The 15,223-nt window shown below is 71.6% G+C and carries 14 protein-coding genes, 1 pseudogene and 1 riboswitch; of the genes and pseudogenes, 8 read left to right on the forward strand and 7 right to left on the reverse strand.

All coding sequences use genetic code 11. From position 1 onward, the window contains the following. Positions 1–51 precede the first annotated feature (51 nt). Positions 52–1,155 (forward strand): LCP family protein, encoded by a 1,104-nt coding sequence (locus H9652_RS11095; protein WP_318244123.1) that lies wholly within the window; start codon positions 52–54, stop codon positions 1,153–1,155. Then, positions 1,152–1,907 carry a DUF6270 domain-containing protein gene (locus tag H9652_RS11100; protein ID WP_191796291.1) on the forward strand — a complete coding sequence of 252 codons (756 nt, stop codon included), beginning with the start codon at positions 1,152–1,154 and terminating at the stop codon, positions 1,905–1,907. The genes H9652_RS11095 and H9652_RS11100 overlap by 4 nt, the downstream gene beginning before the upstream one ends. 44 nt (positions 1,908–1,951) lie before the next feature. Here the strand turns inward: H9652_RS11100 and H9652_RS11105 are convergent, their stop codons facing one another. Beyond that, positions 1,952–2,419, reverse strand: coding sequence for a hypothetical protein (locus tag H9652_RS11105; RefSeq protein WP_191796292.1), 468 nt, complete (start codon positions 2,417–2,419; stop codon positions 1,952–1,954). A 107-nt stretch (positions 2,420–2,526) separates the two neighbouring features. Here H9652_RS11105 and H9652_RS11110 point away from each other — a divergent pair, with 107 nt between their 5' ends. Both H9652_RS11110 and H9652_RS11115 read left to right on the forward strand, forming a co-directional pair. Continuing rightward, positions 2,527–2,994, forward strand: coding sequence for a MarR family winged helix-turn-helix transcriptional regulator (locus tag H9652_RS11110; RefSeq protein ID WP_191796293.1), 468 nt, complete (start codon positions 2,527–2,529; stop codon positions 2,992–2,994). Then, on the forward strand, positions 2,991–4,337 hold the full coding sequence (locus H9652_RS11115; RefSeq protein ID WP_191796294.1) for an MFS transporter: 1,347 nt from the start codon (positions 2,991–2,993) through the stop codon (positions 4,335–4,337). The genes H9652_RS11110 and H9652_RS11115 overlap by 4 nt, the downstream gene beginning before the upstream one ends. Positions 4,338–4,346: 9 nt before the next feature. Here H9652_RS11115 and serC read toward each other — a convergent pair whose 3' ends face one another. Further along, complete coding sequence (serC, locus tag H9652_RS11120; RefSeq protein WP_318244124.1) at positions 4,347–5,480, reverse strand: phosphoserine transaminase; 1,134 nt, start codon at positions 5,478–5,480, stop codon at positions 4,347–4,349. A gap of 133 nt (positions 5,481–5,613) precedes the next feature. Between serC and H9652_RS11125 the strand changes: the two genes are divergently transcribed. The 3 genes from H9652_RS11125 (at position 5,614) to H9652_RS11135 (ending at position 8,635) form a co-directional block, all read left to right on the forward strand. After that, entirely contained in the window at positions 5,614–6,330 is a 717-nt protein-coding gene (locus H9652_RS11125) for a metal-dependent transcriptional regulator (protein ID WP_191796295.1), read from the forward strand. 214 nt (positions 6,331–6,544) lie between these two features. Next, positions 6,545–6,707, forward strand: a riboswitch (cyclic di-AMP (ydaO/yuaA leader). Positions 6,708–6,844: 137 nt separating this feature from the next. After that, positions 6,845–7,504 carry a C40 family peptidase gene (locus tag H9652_RS11130; protein WP_225228085.1) on the forward strand — a complete coding sequence of 220 codons (660 nt, stop codon included), beginning with the start codon at positions 6,845–6,847 and terminating at the stop codon, positions 7,502–7,504. A 186-nt stretch (positions 7,505–7,690) separates the two neighbouring features. Beyond that, positions 7,691–8,635 carry a universal stress protein gene (locus tag H9652_RS11135; RefSeq protein ID WP_191796296.1) on the forward strand — a complete coding sequence of 315 codons (945 nt, stop codon included), beginning with the start codon at positions 7,691–7,693 and terminating at the stop codon, positions 8,633–8,635. A gap of 77 nt (positions 8,636–8,712) precedes the next feature. Here H9652_RS11135 and H9652_RS11140 read toward each other — a convergent pair whose 3' ends face one another. The 5 genes from H9652_RS11140 to H9652_RS11160 all read right to left on the reverse strand — a co-directional run bounded on the left by H9652_RS11140 (position 8,713) and on the right by H9652_RS11160 (position 14,306). Beyond that, the gene (locus H9652_RS11140) at positions 8,713–9,555 is read right to left on the reverse strand and encodes an ABC transporter permease (protein ID WP_191796297.1); all 843 of its coding nucleotides are present in this window, start codon (positions 9,553–9,555) and stop codon (positions 8,713–8,715) included. Continuing rightward, the gene (locus H9652_RS11145; protein ID WP_191796298.1) at positions 9,555–10,544 is read right to left on the reverse strand and encodes an ATP-binding cassette domain-containing protein; all 990 of its coding nucleotides are present in this window, start codon (positions 10,542–10,544) and stop codon (positions 9,555–9,557) included. Before H9652_RS11145 ends, H9652_RS11140 begins: the two co-directional genes overlap by 1 nt. Positions 10,545–10,805: 261 nt before the next feature. After that, the gene (locus H9652_RS11150) at positions 10,806–12,077 is read right to left on the reverse strand and encodes an aminotransferase class I/II-fold pyridoxal phosphate-dependent enzyme (protein WP_318244125.1); all 1,272 of its coding nucleotides are present in this window, start codon (positions 12,075–12,077) and stop codon (positions 10,806–10,808) included. A 10-nt stretch (positions 12,078–12,087) separates the two neighbouring features. After that, entirely contained in the window at positions 12,088–13,359 is a 1,272-nt protein-coding gene (gene rocD / locus H9652_RS11155; protein ID WP_191796299.1) for an ornithine--oxo-acid transaminase, read from the reverse strand. Continuing rightward, positions 13,356–14,306: a dimethylarginine dimethylaminohydrolase family protein gene (locus tag H9652_RS11160; protein WP_191796300.1), complete on the reverse strand. Its 951-nt coding sequence runs from the start codon at positions 14,304–14,306 to the stop codon at positions 13,356–13,358. Before H9652_RS11160 ends, rocD begins: the two co-directional genes overlap by 4 nt. Positions 14,307–14,693: 387 nt before the next feature. Between H9652_RS11160 and H9652_RS19790 the strand changes: the two are divergent. Then, a pseudogene (locus tag H9652_RS19790) lies at positions 14,694–15,223 on the forward strand (PadR family transcriptional regulator); the annotation flags it as partial.

Here is a 15,223-nt window from a genome sequence, read left to right on the forward strand (position 1 = left end):
AAGGGCGGGATTCCGGGCCCGAGCGATCGCCGGGTACCTTAGGATGCAACCGTGTCTGGCAACGAGCAGCTCCCGGTCGGGACCGAGTCCACCCCTGATCCGCGCGACGTGAGCCCTGGCCGTCGTCACGTGCGCAAGCGCAAGAACAGGACGAGGACCACCCTCATCGTCCTGGGTGCCCTGGTCGCCGTGATCTGCCTCGGGGGCTTCGCCGCGGTCGTCGCGTTCCGGCAGAGCCTCGACCAGAACATCGAGAAGCTCGCCGACCCCTTCGCGGACATCAAGGACCGTCCGGCGCCGGCGCCGACGAACCCCGATGCCTCCAACGAAGCGGTCAACATCCTCGTCCTCGGCTCGGACAGCCGGATCTCGGCGGGCGATCCCTCGCAGTGGCAGGCCGGTGCCCAGCGCACCGACGCGATCATGCTCGTCCACCTGCCGGCGGACAGGAAGTCGGCACAGGTCGTCTCGTTCCCGCGCGACAGCTGGGTGCCGATCCCCGGGCACGGCGAGGCCAAGATCAACGCGGCCTTCTCCTACGGCGGGCCGGCCCTCATGATCGAGACCGTCGAGCAGCTCACGGGTGTGCGGATCGACCACTTCGCACTGACCGACTTCACGTCCTTCACGACGCTCACCGATGCTCTGGGCGGCGTGCTGATCCGCATCCCCGAGGACATCGGTGACGGGAAGAAGGTCCAGTTCACGGCGGGTGTGCACAACATGTCCGGCGAGGAGGCCCTCGCCTACACGCGCCAGCGCCACGGTCTGGCCAACGGCGACTTCGGCCGCGCGCAGCGCCAGCAGAACTGGATGCGATCGATCCTCGCGAAGGTCAACAACAACCGTAACGACGTGCCGATGATGACGTCCTTCTTCAAGGCGTTCAGCGAGTCCGTGGCGGTCGACGAGGGGCTGACCATGGATCGGATCCAGGCCCTCTACATGAGCGCGCGCGGCCTGTCGACCAACGACGTCGTCTTCCTCACCGCGCCGCACAACGGCACGGGGCGCTCCGCCGACGGGCAGTCGATCGTCGTGCTGAACCGAGAGCTGCTCGACCCGCTCATGGCGTCCTTCGCGACCGACACGGCGGCGCCGTTCGTCGAGGAGCACAAGGCAGAGCTCGCGGTGCTCCCACCCACGGTGAAGTGACCGAACACGCGGTACCTTCCGGTGCCGGTGCTCGTACGGTCCTGATCCACGGCAGCTGTGTCACCCGTGACGCCTTCGCGTTGCCGGGCGAGCCGAGGTTTCGGCTCGCCGACTACTACGCGCGCAGCTCGCTCGCGAGCGCCTTCGCCGACCACGGCCTGGAGGGGGTCGACACCGCGGTCATCCCGTCGGCCTTCCAGCGGCGCATGGTCGAACGGGATCTGACCAAGACGTTCTGGCGGGCGATGCCCACGGTGCAGGCGGACGTGATCGTCGTCGACCTCGTCGACGAGCGGTTCGGGATCCTGGTGGACGACCGCGCCGGCGTCGGGACGCCGTCGGCCGAGCTCCTCCGCGCCGGGGGACTCTCGCCCGAGCTCCACCGCGTCGCCCCCGGGTCCGTCGACTTCCTGATGGCCTGGGAGGCCGGTCGTCGTCGATTCATGGCCGAGGCACGGGCGGCCGGCCTGGTGGAGCGCATCGTCGTGCACCAGGCGCGCTGGGCCGAGCTGTGTGCCGACGGGACCCGGTTCGACTACCAGGCGTCGGCCGAGGCGAACCACCTGCTCGAGTACATGTACGGGCGGCTGCGGCTGGACCTTGCGCCGCACCAGTTCGTGCGTGTGCCGGCGCACCTCGTGGTGGGCGACCCCGACCACAGGTGGGGTCGTTCGCCGGTGCACTACGTCGAGGAGTACTACCGGTCCTTCCTCGACCTGCTCGACCGAGCGACGGCGTCGCCCCGCCGCTGAGCGACAGGGCGTCGCTCCGGGGCGAGGGGCTGCGGGGCGGTCCGTCAGGCTGCGGCGCCGTCGAGCACGACGAGGCCGTTCCTGAAGGTCATGCCGGCGACGCGGGTGCCGGGGTAGCGGGCCTGGAGGAGGCGCTGGACGTCGAGCGCGATCCTTGCGTCGGGCAGGACGCGCACGGAGCCGGCGGGCAGCCCCTTGGCGGCGACGACGGCCTCGATCCGGCTCGCGGCGAGCCCGAGGAGCTTGTGTGCGGGCAGGCCGCCTGCGCTCGCCTCCACGGAGAAGGTCGCGACGCCGTCGGTCACGTCGATCACGCGGAGCGTCGCGCGGACGGTGGGTGCGAGGCGCGTCGCGAGCTTGAGGGGCGCGGGGAGGCGCTTGACCTGGCGCGGCTCCGCGACGAGGTCGAGCGCGTCGTCGCGCCCCGAGACGGACGTGATGAACGACGGCAGATTGCGGCCCATGAGGCCGAGGAGGTGAAGCGTCTCGGCGAGGGTGAGTTCCTGATGCACGGCGCACACCATAGCGGACGTTCGGGACGTCTCGGATCTCCGCCCGGGAGCGTTCTCACCCCACCCGGACCCTTTCCTTACCTAAGGTAATGAGTTAAGGTAACGATGTGCCTCCCGCGGAACAGTCCACGCCCTCGTCCCCCACGAAGGCGCAGTGTCGGCCCGCGACCCTCGGTGGCGACCTGCGCATCGCCCTCACCCGCGTCTCGCGCGCCCTGCGCTCGCAGCGCGGAGGTGCCGACCTGCCCGAGGGCCAGTTCGGTGTCCTGACCGTGCTCCACAAGCACGGCGAGATGACCCCCGGCGCGCTCGCGACCCACGAGCGCATCCGGCCGCCGTCCATGACGCGCACCGTGAACGCGCTCGTCGAGCTCGGCCTCGTCCACAAGCTCGAGCACCCGACGGACAAGCGCCAGGTCGTCGTGGCCCTCACCGAGGCCGGCGTGCTCGAGGTCAAGGAGACCCGACGGCGCCGCGACGCATGGCTCACCCAGCAGCTGATCAGCCTGACCCCCGACGAAAGAGAGACCTTGGCCCGCGCCAGTGACCTGTTGACCCGGATCGCCGCCCGATGAGCGCGACGTTCTCCTCCCTCAAGTACTTCAACTACCGCCTCTGGTTCGGGTCCGCGCTCGTCGCGAACATCGGCACCTGGATGCAGCGCATCGCGCAGGACTGGCTCGTCCTGACCGTCCTGACGGCGAACTCCGGCGTCGCCGTCGGCGTCATCACTGCCCTGCAGTTCGCGCCCGTCCTCGCGCTGTCCGCCTGGGCGGGCGTCCTCGCGGACCGCCTGCCGCGCCGCAAGATGCTCATGGCCACGCAGGGCGCCTCGGGTGTGCTCGCGCTCGGCCTCGGTGCCCTCGTCCTGTCGGGGCACGTCGAGCTGTGGCACGTCTACGGCTTCGCGCTCGCGCTCGGGTGCGTCTCCGCGCTCGACGGACCGGTGCGCCAGACGTTCGTCGCCGAGATGGTGCCCAGCGACAAGCTGTCCAACGCGGTGGGCCTCAACAGCGCCTCGTTCAACGCGGCCCGCCTCATCGGCCCCGGCGTCGCCGGCCTGCTGATCGCCGCGGTGGGCACCGGCTGGGTCTTCATCATCAACGGCATCAGCTTCGGCGCGACCATCCTCGCGCTCTCGCGCATGCGCACCCGCGAGATGCACAGGCTGCCGAGCGCCTCGCGCGAGAAGGGGCAGATCCGCGAGGGCATCCGGTACGTGCGCGGCCGCTCGGACATCATCGTGATCATGGTCGTGCTGAGCGTCGTGTCGACGTTCGGGCTCAACTTCCAGCTGACGTCCGCGATGATGGCGCGCGTCGAGTTCGGGATGGGCGCGGGGGAGTACGGCATGCTCGGCTCGATCCTCGCGATCGGGTCGCTCACCGGTGCGCTCATGGCGGCCCGGCGGGAGCGGCCGCGCGTGCGGCTCGTGATCGGGTCGGCCTTCGGCTTCGCGATCGCGACCGGGGTCATGGCGCTCATGCCGAGCTACACGACCTTCGCGATCGCCTGCATCCCCGTGGGCTTCATGTCGCTGACCATGATGACCGCGGCCAACACGACCATCCAGATGACGACCGACCCCGTCATGCGCGGGCGCGTCATGTCCCTGTACATGATCGTGTTCCTGGGCGCGACGCCCGTCGGCGCGCCGATCGTCGGCTGGATCGCCGAGGCCTACGGGCCGCGCTGGGCGATCGGGATCGGTTCCATCACGGCGCTCCTGGTCTCCGTCGGGGCCGCGATCTGGGCCATGCGGAACTGGAAGTTCACCGTCAGCTACCGCGTGACCCGACGCCCGCACCTCGTGGTCACCTACCCCGAGGGCGGGACCCCCAAGGAGCGCAACGCACGCAGCGAGACGCGCCGTCGGCTCGGTGTGGACGACGCCGAGGACGCCGCGTCGGCCGCCTGAGCCGCGGGGTCAGACCAGCGCGTCGACCACGAAGTCGATGCTGCGCGTGAGCAGCTCGACGTCGGTGGGCTCGATCGCCGGGAACATCCCGATGCGGAGCTGGTTGCGCCCGAGCTTGCGGTACGGGAACACATCGAGGATCCCGTTGGCGCGCAGTGCGGTGATGACCTGCGTCGCGTCGATCGACTCGTCGAGGTCGATCGTCCCGACGACGGTGGACCGGTCCTCGGGGCGTGCCACGAAGGGGGTGGCCCAGTCGCGGGACTCGGCCCACGAGTACAGGGTCCGGGCCGACGTCGCGGACCGCTCGCTCGCCCACGCGAGGCCCCCCTGCTCGTTGAGCCAGTCCACCTGCTCGGCGAACGTCACGAGCGTCGCGACGGCCGGGGTGTTGAGGGTCTGGTCCTGGCGCGAGTTCGTGATCGCCGCGCCGAGCGAGAGGAACTCGGGGACCCAGCGGTCGCCCGACTCGATCTCCTGGGCGCGCGCGACGGCGTCGGGCGACATGATCGCGACCCACAGCCCGCCGTCGGACCCGAAGACCTTCTGGGGCGCGAAGTAGTACACGTCGGTCTCCGCGAGGTCGACCGGGAGGGCGCCCGCGCCCGACGTCGCGTCGACCAGGGTGAGCGCGCCCTGCTCGCGCGAGCCCGGGACGCGGCGCACGGGGGCCATGGCCCCGGTGGAGGTCTCGTTGTGGGGCCAGGCGTAGACGTCGATCCCGTCCGCGGCCTCGGGGACGGCCACCGACCCGGGGGGAGCGGTGATCACCTGCGAGGGCGCCAGGAAAGGGGCGCGCGTCGTCGCGGTCGCGAACTTGGCGCCGAACTCGCCGAACGCGGCGTGCTGGGCGCGCTCGCGCACCAGGCACAGCGTCGCGACGTCCCAGAACGCTGACGAACCGCCGTTGCCCAGGACGACCTCGTAGCCCTCCGGGGCGTCGAAGAGCTCGGCCAGGCCGGACCTGATCCGACCGACCAGCGACTTGACGGGTGCCTGGCGGTGAGAGGTCCCCAGCAAGGACGTCCCCGCCTCCGTGAGTGCGCGGACCTGCGCCTCACGGACCTTGGAGGGACCGCAGCCGAAGCGGCCGTCGCTGGGCAGCAGGTTCGGGGGGACGGTGATCTGGGTGGGCTCAGGCACGGGCCAACGATAGTCCGGCCTGGCGCGAACACCGCTCGCCGTCCACAATGTCGGTGGCTCGGACCTAAACTAGTGGTCAGCGGCCCGCCGGTGCGGCAGGTGCCCCCAAGCCCCCAAGCGACAGGAGCGCGACGTGACCGACCTGATCGACACCACCGAGATGTATCTGAAGACCATCTACGAGCTCGACGAGGAGGGGATCGTCCCTCTGCGCGCGCGCATCGCGGAGCGTCTCGGCCACTCGGGGCCCACCGTCTCCCAGACGGTGGCGCGCATGGAGCGTGACGGTCTGGTCGTGGTGACGGGCGACCGTCACCTCGAGCTCACCCCCGACGGCCACGCCAAGGCGCAGCGCGTCATGCGCAAGCACCGCCTCGCCGAGCGCCTCCTGACCGACGTCATCAAGCTCGACTGGGAGTTCGTGCACGTCGAGGCCTGCCGGTGGGAGCACGTGATGAGCGAGCTCGTGGAGAAGCGCCTCATCGGCCTGCTCGACCACCCGCACTACGACCCGTACGGCAACCCCATCCCGGGCCTGTCGGAGCTGGGCGAGCAGATCCAGGAGATCGAGTACCTCGACGGCGTCGTGTCGCTGCCGACCTACGTGGCCGCCGCGGACCGTGCGGGGCGCGCGCCGGGCGAGCTGCGCGTCGTCGTGCAGCGCATCGCGGAGCCCCTCCAGACGGACACGGACCTGCTCGCGCGCCTCGCGGCCGCCGGCATCCTGCCCCGCCAGGAGGTCGCGGTCACGCCGGAGGCCGGGTCGTTCACGGTGTCCGCGGAGGGCGCGGAGACGGTTCTTGACCTGCCCGACGACGTCGCTCGCCACATCTTCGTCACGGCACCCTGACAGGGCGCACCACGGCCGACGCCGCCCCCGTGCCGCCGCTCCGGCTGGCACGGGGGCGGCGCTGTGCCCGGGGTGGTTCGTCCTGGTCCGGCACGGTCTGCGAGCTCGTCGTGATGGGAACGTGACATTCTCCGAGCGGTCCTGTACGGTCGGTTCTGCTTCACGGAAGACTCATTCGTCGAAGCCCTCGCGCGGAACGCCTAACCCTGTCACCGCGAGAGGAACACCACGACCCGCTGACAGGGACGGGGGACCCAAATTCGGGTACCGGCAACGGTGCCCTTGGGGTGAAGCCAGAAGGACCTCGGTCCGGACGGCCGGGTGATTCTCCCACCCGAACCCGACAGCTGACCTCGCAGGCGTCCAGGAGAGGTAACTAGTGAACGCAGTGACGAACGGCGCACGCCATCGTGCAGCACGACGCCCGCTTTCCACCCTTGCTTCGGCGGCGACGGCTTCCTCCGTCGGCCGCCGCACCGCTGTCGTCGCTGCCTCGTCGGGACTCATCGTCTCGATGCTGGGCGGTACGGCTGCCAACGCAGCACCGGTCGAGCAGGACTCGACCAAGCTCAACACCGTCGACCTGAACGCGCTCACGGCTCAGGCCCGCGCCGCGCTCGAGTCCGCGCCGGCCGTCACGGTCGCCGCCGAGGCCGGCTTCGCGATCGAGAGCGCGGCCGTCGCCGTGACCCCCGCACCGGAGCCCGTCGTCGAGCGAGTCGTCGAGACGCGCGCCACGCAGACCCCGTCGCGCTCCAACCAGCGCACCTCGACCGCGGCGTCCAGCGCGACCACCGCGACGACCGAGAAGGCCGCGCCCGTCCAGGTTCCGGCCTCGGCCGCCGGCTCCGCGATCGTCTCGATCGCCACCCGCTACGTGGGCGTCCCCTACGTCTACGGCGGCACCTCGCCCGACGGCTTCGACTGCTCGGGCTTCACCCAGTACGTCTTCGCCCAGGCCGGCATCAGCCTGCCGCGCACCTCGAGCGCTCAGGGCGGCGTCGGCACCAAGGTGTCGGCCGCCGACGCCCAGCCGGGCGACCTCATCTGGACCCCCGGTCACATCTCGATCTACGCCGGCGACGGCATGCAGATCGACGCACCGCGCCCCGGCAAGACCATCCAGGTCCGCCAGATCTGGCAGTCGAACCCGACGTTCATCCGCGTCGCCTGAGACCACCCGGAACAGCGGAAGAGCTTCCGCGAACCGGCCGAGAACCCCGTCCTTCTGCTGCGTGCAGAGGGGCGGGGTTCTCTGCGTCCGCCCCGTCCTCGGTGTGCGCGCGCCGGTGTGACTTTGCCAGTTCTTTCGATAGGTTTGTCTCAGGATGGACGTTTGCCCTCGGAAGGAGACGGAACCATGACCCGTGCGGAGATCGTGCTCGTCGGCGTCGACGGATCGACCCCCAGCCTGCACGCGCTGGACTGGGCGGCCGCGTACGCGCGCCAGGTCGGATGGCCCCTGCACATCGTGTGCTCGTACTCCCTCCCGTCCTTCACCGCGGCTTCGCTCGACGGCGGCTACGCGGCCCTGGACGACACCGCGATCCAGGAAGGGGCCAAGGCGGTCCTCGCCGAGGCCACCCAGCGGGCCGAGGCGGCAGGTGTCAGGACCACCGCGGCGATCGCCACCGGGGACGCCGCAGGAGTGCTCGTCGAGCTCTCGAAGGACTACGGCCTGGTCGTGGTCGGTACGCGAGGGCGTGGCGGCTTCACCGAGCGTCTCCTGGGCACCGTGTCGTCGGCGCTGCCCGCCCACTCGAGGTGCCCCACGGTCGTCGTGCCGCTCAAGAGCGGACCGGACGACAACACGGAGCTCCCTGCCGTGAACCCCCTCAAGCGGATCGTGGTCGGCGTCGACGGGTCGCCGTCGGCCGACATCGCGCTGCGCCACGCGATCAAGCAGGCCCGGGCGTGGGGGGCCGAGCTCGTCGCCGTGGCTGGAGTCCCCGTGGGCGCCGGTGCAGGGCTCCTCGCGTGGCTGCCCGCCTCGATCGACCACCAGCAGGTGCTCGACGACATCACCGAGGGGCTCAACGTCATCGTGGACCGCCACGAGGCCGAGAACCCCGACGTGACGATCAAGCGCATCGTCCTGGACGGCACCGGCGCCGAGCTGCTCACGGAGTTCTCCACCGCGTCGGACCTCATCGTCGTCGGGTCGCGGGGTCGCGGAGGCTTCACCGGCCTGCTCCTCGGGTCCACGAGCCAGGCCGTGCTGCACCACTCGGCGTGCCCCGTGATGGTCGTGACCAAGCGCTGCGAGGACGACAAGGCCCCCGCGGCCGACGACCAGGCCGGCTGACGACCGTTCCGCAACCTGTCAGGGCGGGCGTGACCTCAGGGTCACGCCCGCCCTGACACGTCGGGGGGCGCGCAGGTTCAGTTGCGCGTCCGGTACAGGTGCATCGTGATCGGCGCGAAGATCGCCGTGAGCACGACCGAGGCCAGCAGCACCCACCCGATCTGGTCGAACGTCGCCGTGCCGGCCATGAGGGCGCGCACCGCGGTGGCCAGGTGGCTCACCGGGTTGATCTCGGCCCAGGCCTTGAGCCCCGAGGGCATCGTGTCGGGGTTCACGAAGATGTTCGACGCGAAGGTCAGCGGCATGAGGACCAGCATCGAGACGCCCATCACGGCGTTGGGCGTGCGCATGACGAGGCCCAGGATCGTGAAGATCCAGCTGATCGCGAACGCGAAGACCAGCAGCAGCGCCACGGCCAGGAGGACGCCGACCACGCCGCCGTCGGGCCGGAAACCGATCGCCAGCCCCAGCCCGACCGTGATCGCCGACGCGATCGTGTAGCGGACCGTGTCGCCCAGGAGCGCCCCCACGATCGGGGCCGGGCGCCAGATGGGCAGCGAGCGGAACCGGTCGAACACTCCCTTGGTGATGTCGGTGTTGAGCGTGAAGCCCGTGTACACCGTGATGATCAGGACGGTCTGCACCAGGATCCCGGGCAGCAGGTACTGCAGGTACGTCTCCGGGTCCCCGGCGATCGCGCCGCCGAACAGGTACGTGAACATGAGCGTGAAGATGATCGGCGTCAGGGTGACGTCGAAGAGCTGCTCGGGAACGTGCTTGATCTTGAGCAGCGCGCGCCACGCGAACGTGAAGGTGTTCGCGAGCGGCGAGGGCCGTGTCGGGTGCTGGTCGATCGCGATCGCCGCGCGGAGGACCTGCGCCTCCGGGGTCGTGATCACCTCGGTCTGTGTCGCGGCCATCAGGCCACCTCCTCGTGGTCGGTCTGCTCGTCCTCGTCGACCGGCTGGCCCGTGAGCGCCAGGAACACCTCGTCGAGGCTCGGCTGCCCCAGCGTGAACTCTGGTACCGCGATCCCGGCCTCGGCGAGGGCCGGCAGGAGCTGTGCTGCGAGGTCCGCGCCGTCGTCGGGCACGCGCGCGGAGAACGCGTACGGGTCCTGCGCGAGCACGACCTCCGCACCGAGCACCCGCTCGACGATCTCCGCGGCCCGGCCGCGGTCGCCCGACGAGGCGAGCCGCAGGGACACCGACCCCTCGCCGACCGAGCGCTTGAGCTCGGTCGCGGTGCCCTCGGCGATGACCTTGCCGTGGTCGATCACCGCGATGCGGTCCGCGAGCTGGTCGGCCTCCTCGAGGTACTGGGTCGTGAGCAGGACGGTCGCGCCGTCGGCCACGAGGACGCGGACGATGTCCCACACCTGGTTGCGGCTGCGGGGGTCGAGGCCGGTCGTGGGCTCGTCGAGGAACAGCACGCGCGGGCTCATGACGAGGCTCGCGGCGAGGTCGATGCGGCGGCGCATTCCGCCCGAGTACGTCTTGACGGGCCGGTTCGCGGCCTCCGCGATCCCGAAGGCCTCCATGAGGTCCAGGGCGCGGCGCTTCGCCGCGAGCGTCGAGAAGCCGTACAGGCGCGCGATGACGATGAGGTTCTCGGCGCCGGTGAGGTCCTCGTCGACCGACGCGTACTGGCCCGTGAGGCCCACGAGCGAGCGAACCGCATCGGGCTGGGTGAGGACGTCGTGGCCCAGGACGTGGGCAGTCCCGGCGTCGGGGCGCAGGAGCGTCGTGAGCATGCGGACGGCGGTGGTCTTGCCGGCGCCGTTGGGGCCCAGGACGCCGTAGACGGTGCCGGTCGGGACGGCGAGGTCGATCCCGTCGACGGCCCGGGTCTCCTTGAAGTGCTTGACGAGGCCGTGGGCCTCGATCGCCAGGTCTGGTGCGCTGGTCATGCGTGCTCCCTGTGTCGTGGGTGGTGCACGGGTCTGTCCAGTGTTCGACCGTCCGGGGCGTGGGAACTCATCGGTGCGAGGGTCGGCCGGGACGCCGAGCGGGCCAGGTGTGCCCGGGACCCGACGGCGAGCGATCCCTCCATCATGCGACGACGGGCGGCCGCCGGCCCGGGGGCCGGGGGCGCCCGTCGGGAGCAGCGCTCGTCAGGACGAGCGTGGACCAGAGGTCACGCTGGTCCTGACAGCTCCGGGAGGAGGAGGTCAGGCGTCCGCAGCCGCCTTCTCGGCCGCCGCGAGCAGGACGCACGTCGCGACGCCGTCGATCGCGACCCGGACCTCGTCGAGCGGGGGCAGGGTCGGTGCCAGGCGGATGTTGGCGTCGTGGGGGTCCTTGCCGTACGGGAACGTCGCGCCCGCGGGAGTCAGGGCGATCCCCGCCTCCTTGGCGAGCTGGACGACGCGCGCCGCGGTCCCGGGGACGACGTCGAGCGACACGAAGTATCCGCCGAGCGGCGCGGTCCACGAGGCGCCGGAGTCGGTTCCCAGGCGCTCGCGCAGGATGGTGTCGACGGCCTCGAACTTGGGGGCGATCACGTCGCGGTGCTTGCGCATGTGCGCGCGCACGCCGTCGGCGTCCCCGAAGAACTGGGCGTGGCGGAGCTGGTTGATCTTGTCCGGGCCGATCGACTGGGCCGCGAGGTGCTTCTTGTACCAGGCGACGTTGGCGGGGGACGCACCCAGGAAGGCGACGCCCGCGCCGGGGAACGTGATCTTGGAGGTCGACGCGTAGAGCAGCACGCGGTCCGGGTTCCCGGCCTCGGCCGCCAGGGCCAGGGCGGGTGCGGACTCGGTCTCGACGTCGGTGAGGTGGTGCACCGCGTACGCGTTGTCCCACATGATGCGGAAGTCCGGGGCCGCAGCGGGCATCGAGACGAGGCGCTGGGCGACCTCGCGCGAGACCACGGAGCCGTCCGGGTTGGCGTAGGTCGGCACGACCCACATGCCCTTGATGGTGGGGTCGTCCGCGACGAGCGCGGCCACGGCCTCGGCGTCGGGGCCGTCGGCCGTCATGGGGACAGTGACCATCTCGATGCCGAAGGCCTCGCACAGCGCGAAGTGGCGGTCGTAGCCCGGGACCGGGCACACGAAACGCACCTTCTCCTCGCGCGACCACGGCCGCTCGGAACCAGGCAGACCGAACAGCATGGCGAACGCGAGCGTGTCGTGCATGAGCGTGAGGCTCGCGTTGCCGCCCGCGAGGAGCTGGGCGACGGGGACGTCGAGGAGCTCGGCGAAGATGCGGCGGACCTGCGGCAGGCCGTCGAGCCCGCCGTAGTTGCGCACGTCGGTGCCGTCGGCGTCGGTGACCGTTCCTGCGCCCGGAAGTGCCAGGAGGGCGTCGGAGAGGTCGAGCTGCTCGGCGGAGGGCTTGCCGCGGGTCAGGTCGAGCTTCAGGCCGAGGGACTGCAGGTCGGTGTAGGCCTGCTGCCACTCGGCGAGGCGGGTGGAGGTGTCAGAGGCAGGAGTGGTCACCCTCCGGACTCTACCGATCCGCGGCGAGCTGCGTCAGTGCGTCACGCAGAGCGGCCATCCCGAGGTCGAGGTCTGGACGGTCGACGACGAGCGGGGGGGCCAGACGGATGGTCGAGCCGTGCGTGTCCTTGGCCAGGACGCCCCGCGCGAGCAGCGCCTCGCACAGGTCGCGGCCCGTCCCGCGGGCCGGGTCGAGGTCGATCCCGGCCCACAGCCCGACACCTCGGACACCTGTCAGCAGACCGTCGTCGACCAGGCTCGCGAGCCGAGCGTGCAGGTGCGTCCCCAGGTCACGTGCCCGGGCCTGGTGCTCGCCCGTCTCGAGGAGGGCGACGACCGCGAGCCCCACGGCGCACGCGAGCGGGTTGCCGCCGAACGTCGACCCGTGCGTGCCGGGCGTCAGGACGCCCAGGACGTCGCTGCGCCCGACGACCGCCGACACGGGGACGACGCCGCCGCCCAGCGCCTTGCCGAGCGTCACGAGGTCCGGCCTCACGTCCCACAGCTCGCACGCGAGCGTGGTCCCCGTCCGGCCCAGTCCTGACTGGATCTCGTCCGCGATCAGCAGGACGCCGCGCTCGTCGCACACGCGGCGCAGCGTCGGCCAGTAGTCGTCGGGCGGCACGACGACGCCCGACTCTCCCTGGATCGGCTCCATGAGGACGGCCACGGTGGTCTCGTCGATCGCGTCCGAAACGGCGCGGGCGTCGCCGTAGGGCACGAGCCGGAAGCCGGGCGTGAACGGGTCGTAGCCGTCCCGCGCGTCGGGGTCGTCGGAGAACGACACGATGGTCGTGGTGCGCCCGTGGAAGTTCCCGTGCCCGACGACGATGCTCGCCTGCCCGGCCGGCACGCCCTTGACCTCGTAGCCCCACTTGCGGGCGACCTTGATCGCGGTCTCGACGGCTTCGGCGCCGGTGTTCATGGGGACCATCATCGGGGTCGCGCCGGGGCCGCCGTCCCTGACCAGCGGACCGATCAGCTGCGTCAGGCGGTCCGCGAACGGGTGCAGCAGGTCGTGGTCGAACGCGCGCGAGGTCAGGGTCACGCGCCCGAGCTGCTCGGTCGCGGCCTCGACGAGCGCCGGGTGGCGGTGCCCGAAGTTCAGCGCCGAGTACCCGGCGAGCAGGTCGAGGTAGCGCCGACCGTCGACGTCGGTGACCCAGGCGCCCTCGCCCGTGGCGATGGTCACGGGCAGCGGGTGGTAGTTGTGCGCGAGGTGGTCGGGTGCTGCACCGGCAGTGGTCGCGGAGGCGGGGGCCGTCTGGCTCTGGGCGCTCACGAGCGGATCTCCAGCGTGCAGCACTTGGCGCCGCCGCCGCCGCGCAGGAGCTCGGACGTGTCGACCGCGAGCGTCTCGTAGCCGCGCTCGGCGAGGGCGCCCGCGAAGTGGGTCGCTGCCGGGGCGTGGACGACGTGCCGCCCGTCGCTCACCGCGTTGAGGCCGAGCACCAGGGCGTCGGCCTCGGTCGCGTGGTGCGCGTCGGGGAAGCGCTCGGCCAGGAGCTCCTGGGACGCGGGCGAGAAGGCCGGCGGGTAGTACGCGAGGTCCACGGGCACCTCGACCGCAGCACGAGCCGCGCCGGGGTGCGGCGGGTCGAGGGGGTGCGCGGCGCCGTCGGGCAGGGGAGTGAGGAACGGCGGCGGCGTGCCGCCCGGCGCGACACGCGGCGCGCCCTCGCTGCCGCGCAGGACGACGAGCGCGGTGTCGAGGTGGTAGAAGCGCGGGTCGACGAGCTCGAGCGTGACGACCTCGCGGCCCCACAGGTCGGCTGCCTCCTGGTGCGCGCTGCGCTCGGTGCGGAACCCGGTCCCGGCCAGGACGACGTCGCCTGCGACGAGGAGGTCGCCCTCGCCCTCGTTGACGTGGTCGGCCGTGTGGGTCACGTACCCGCGGTCGGCGAACCACTTGAGGTAGGCCGGGCCCTCGGGCGCCCGCTCGGGGTGGCGGAACAGGGCCGAGTAGACCAGGCCGTCGACGACGGTAGCGCCGTTGGCCGCGTAGACCATGTCGGGCAGGCCGGGCTCGGGGTCGATCTGCTCGACGCGGTGCCCGAGGTCGAGGTAGACGTCACGCAGGCGCTCCCACTGCGAGACGGCGAGCGCGGTGTCGACCGGGCGGGCGCGGTCCATCCACGGGTTGATCTCGTAGCTGACCGTGAAGTACGTGGGGCGGCACATCAGGTAGTGCCGGGGGACCTGCGTGGGTCCGGGCGTGCTGGTCGTCATCTGCGCCTCTGTCTGGTCCGGAGCGGGCGTGGGACGTGCGACGGTGCGGGGTGTGCGTCGTTGCACGGTGACTGCTGAGCGACTGCCGGTCCCGTGGCGCGAGTGCCCGGGGCCTTCCCGTCACTGTACGACCTGGACGGTTCCCGCGCGGGCTCCGCAACCCGATCGAGATCCGGGGTTGACTATCGATACGTCAACGATATATCTTTAACTCATCGACGCGGAGAGTGCGGCACAGGCTGCGCAGCGTCGACGACCCGGATGCCAGGCCGAGGACCCGTCGGAGGACCGACGAGAACCCGCCGGCACCCGTCCCCCGAGCCCATCGCTCGGCATGCCCCTGCGGAGGGGCCCCCACAGACACACGGACTCGTCAGGAGACACCCCATGCGTACCCCCCATCAGCACCCAGACTCTTCCCGCCCGCCCCGCGACCGCTCCGGCCGCGCCGGCGCCTTCGACCCCTTCGGGGGCCGACCCCGTCGCCGACGCGACGACTTCCCCCAGCCCGAGGGCTTCGGACCCGACGCTGACTTCCCCGGTGGCCCGCGCGGCGGCCGCGGCGGACGACCCGACGGGGCCGGTCCTGACCGTGCCGGTCGTCCTGACGGGTCCGCCCGTCCTGACGGGCACGACCATCACGACCACCCGGGCCACCCGGGCCACCACGGCCACGACGAGCGCTTCGACGACCGCTTCGAGGGCCGCGGCCCCCGCGGACACCGCGGCGGGCCGGGCGCCGGCCCTGGTGGCCCCGGCGGCGGCCCGCGCGGTCGCGGACACCGCGGCCCCGGTGGCCGCGGACCGGGCGGTCGTGCCGGGCGCGGCGACATCCGCGCCGCGATCCTGCTCCTCCTCGCCGAGGGGCCCATGCACGGCTACCAGGTCATCCAGGAGATCGGCGAGCGCACCTCGGG

This window comes from Oerskovia rustica (assembly GCF_014836555.1).
Classification (GTDB): Bacteria; Actinomycetota; Actinomycetes; order Actinomycetales; family Cellulomonadaceae; genus Oerskovia; species Oerskovia rustica.

What these genes read in the sequence shown, in the direction of transcription:
- H9652_RS11160 (WP_191796300.1), bottom strand. Translation starts at nt 14,306, where the DNA reads ATGACGACCAGCACGCCCGGACCCACGCAGGTCCCCCGGCACTACCTG.
- H9652_RS11135 (WP_191796296.1), top strand. Translation starts at nt 7,691, where the DNA reads ATGACCCGTGCGGAGATCGTGCTCGTCGGCGTCGACGGATCGACCCCC.
- H9652_RS11145 (WP_191796298.1), bottom strand. Translation starts at nt 10,544, where the DNA reads ATGACCAGCGCACCAGACCTGGCGATCGAGGCCCACGGCCTCGTCAAG.
- H9652_RS11130 (WP_225228085.1), top strand. Translation starts at nt 6,845, where the DNA reads ATGCTGGGCGGTACGGCTGCCAACGCAGCACCGGTCGAGCAGGACTCG.
- H9652_RS11115 (WP_191796294.1), top strand. Translation starts at nt 2,991, where the DNA reads ATGAGCGCGACGTTCTCCTCCCTCAAGTACTTCAACTACCGCCTCTGG.
- H9652_RS11140 (WP_191796297.1), bottom strand. Translation starts at nt 9,555, where the DNA reads ATGGCCGCGACACAGACCGAGGTGATCACGACCCCGGAGGCGCAGGTC.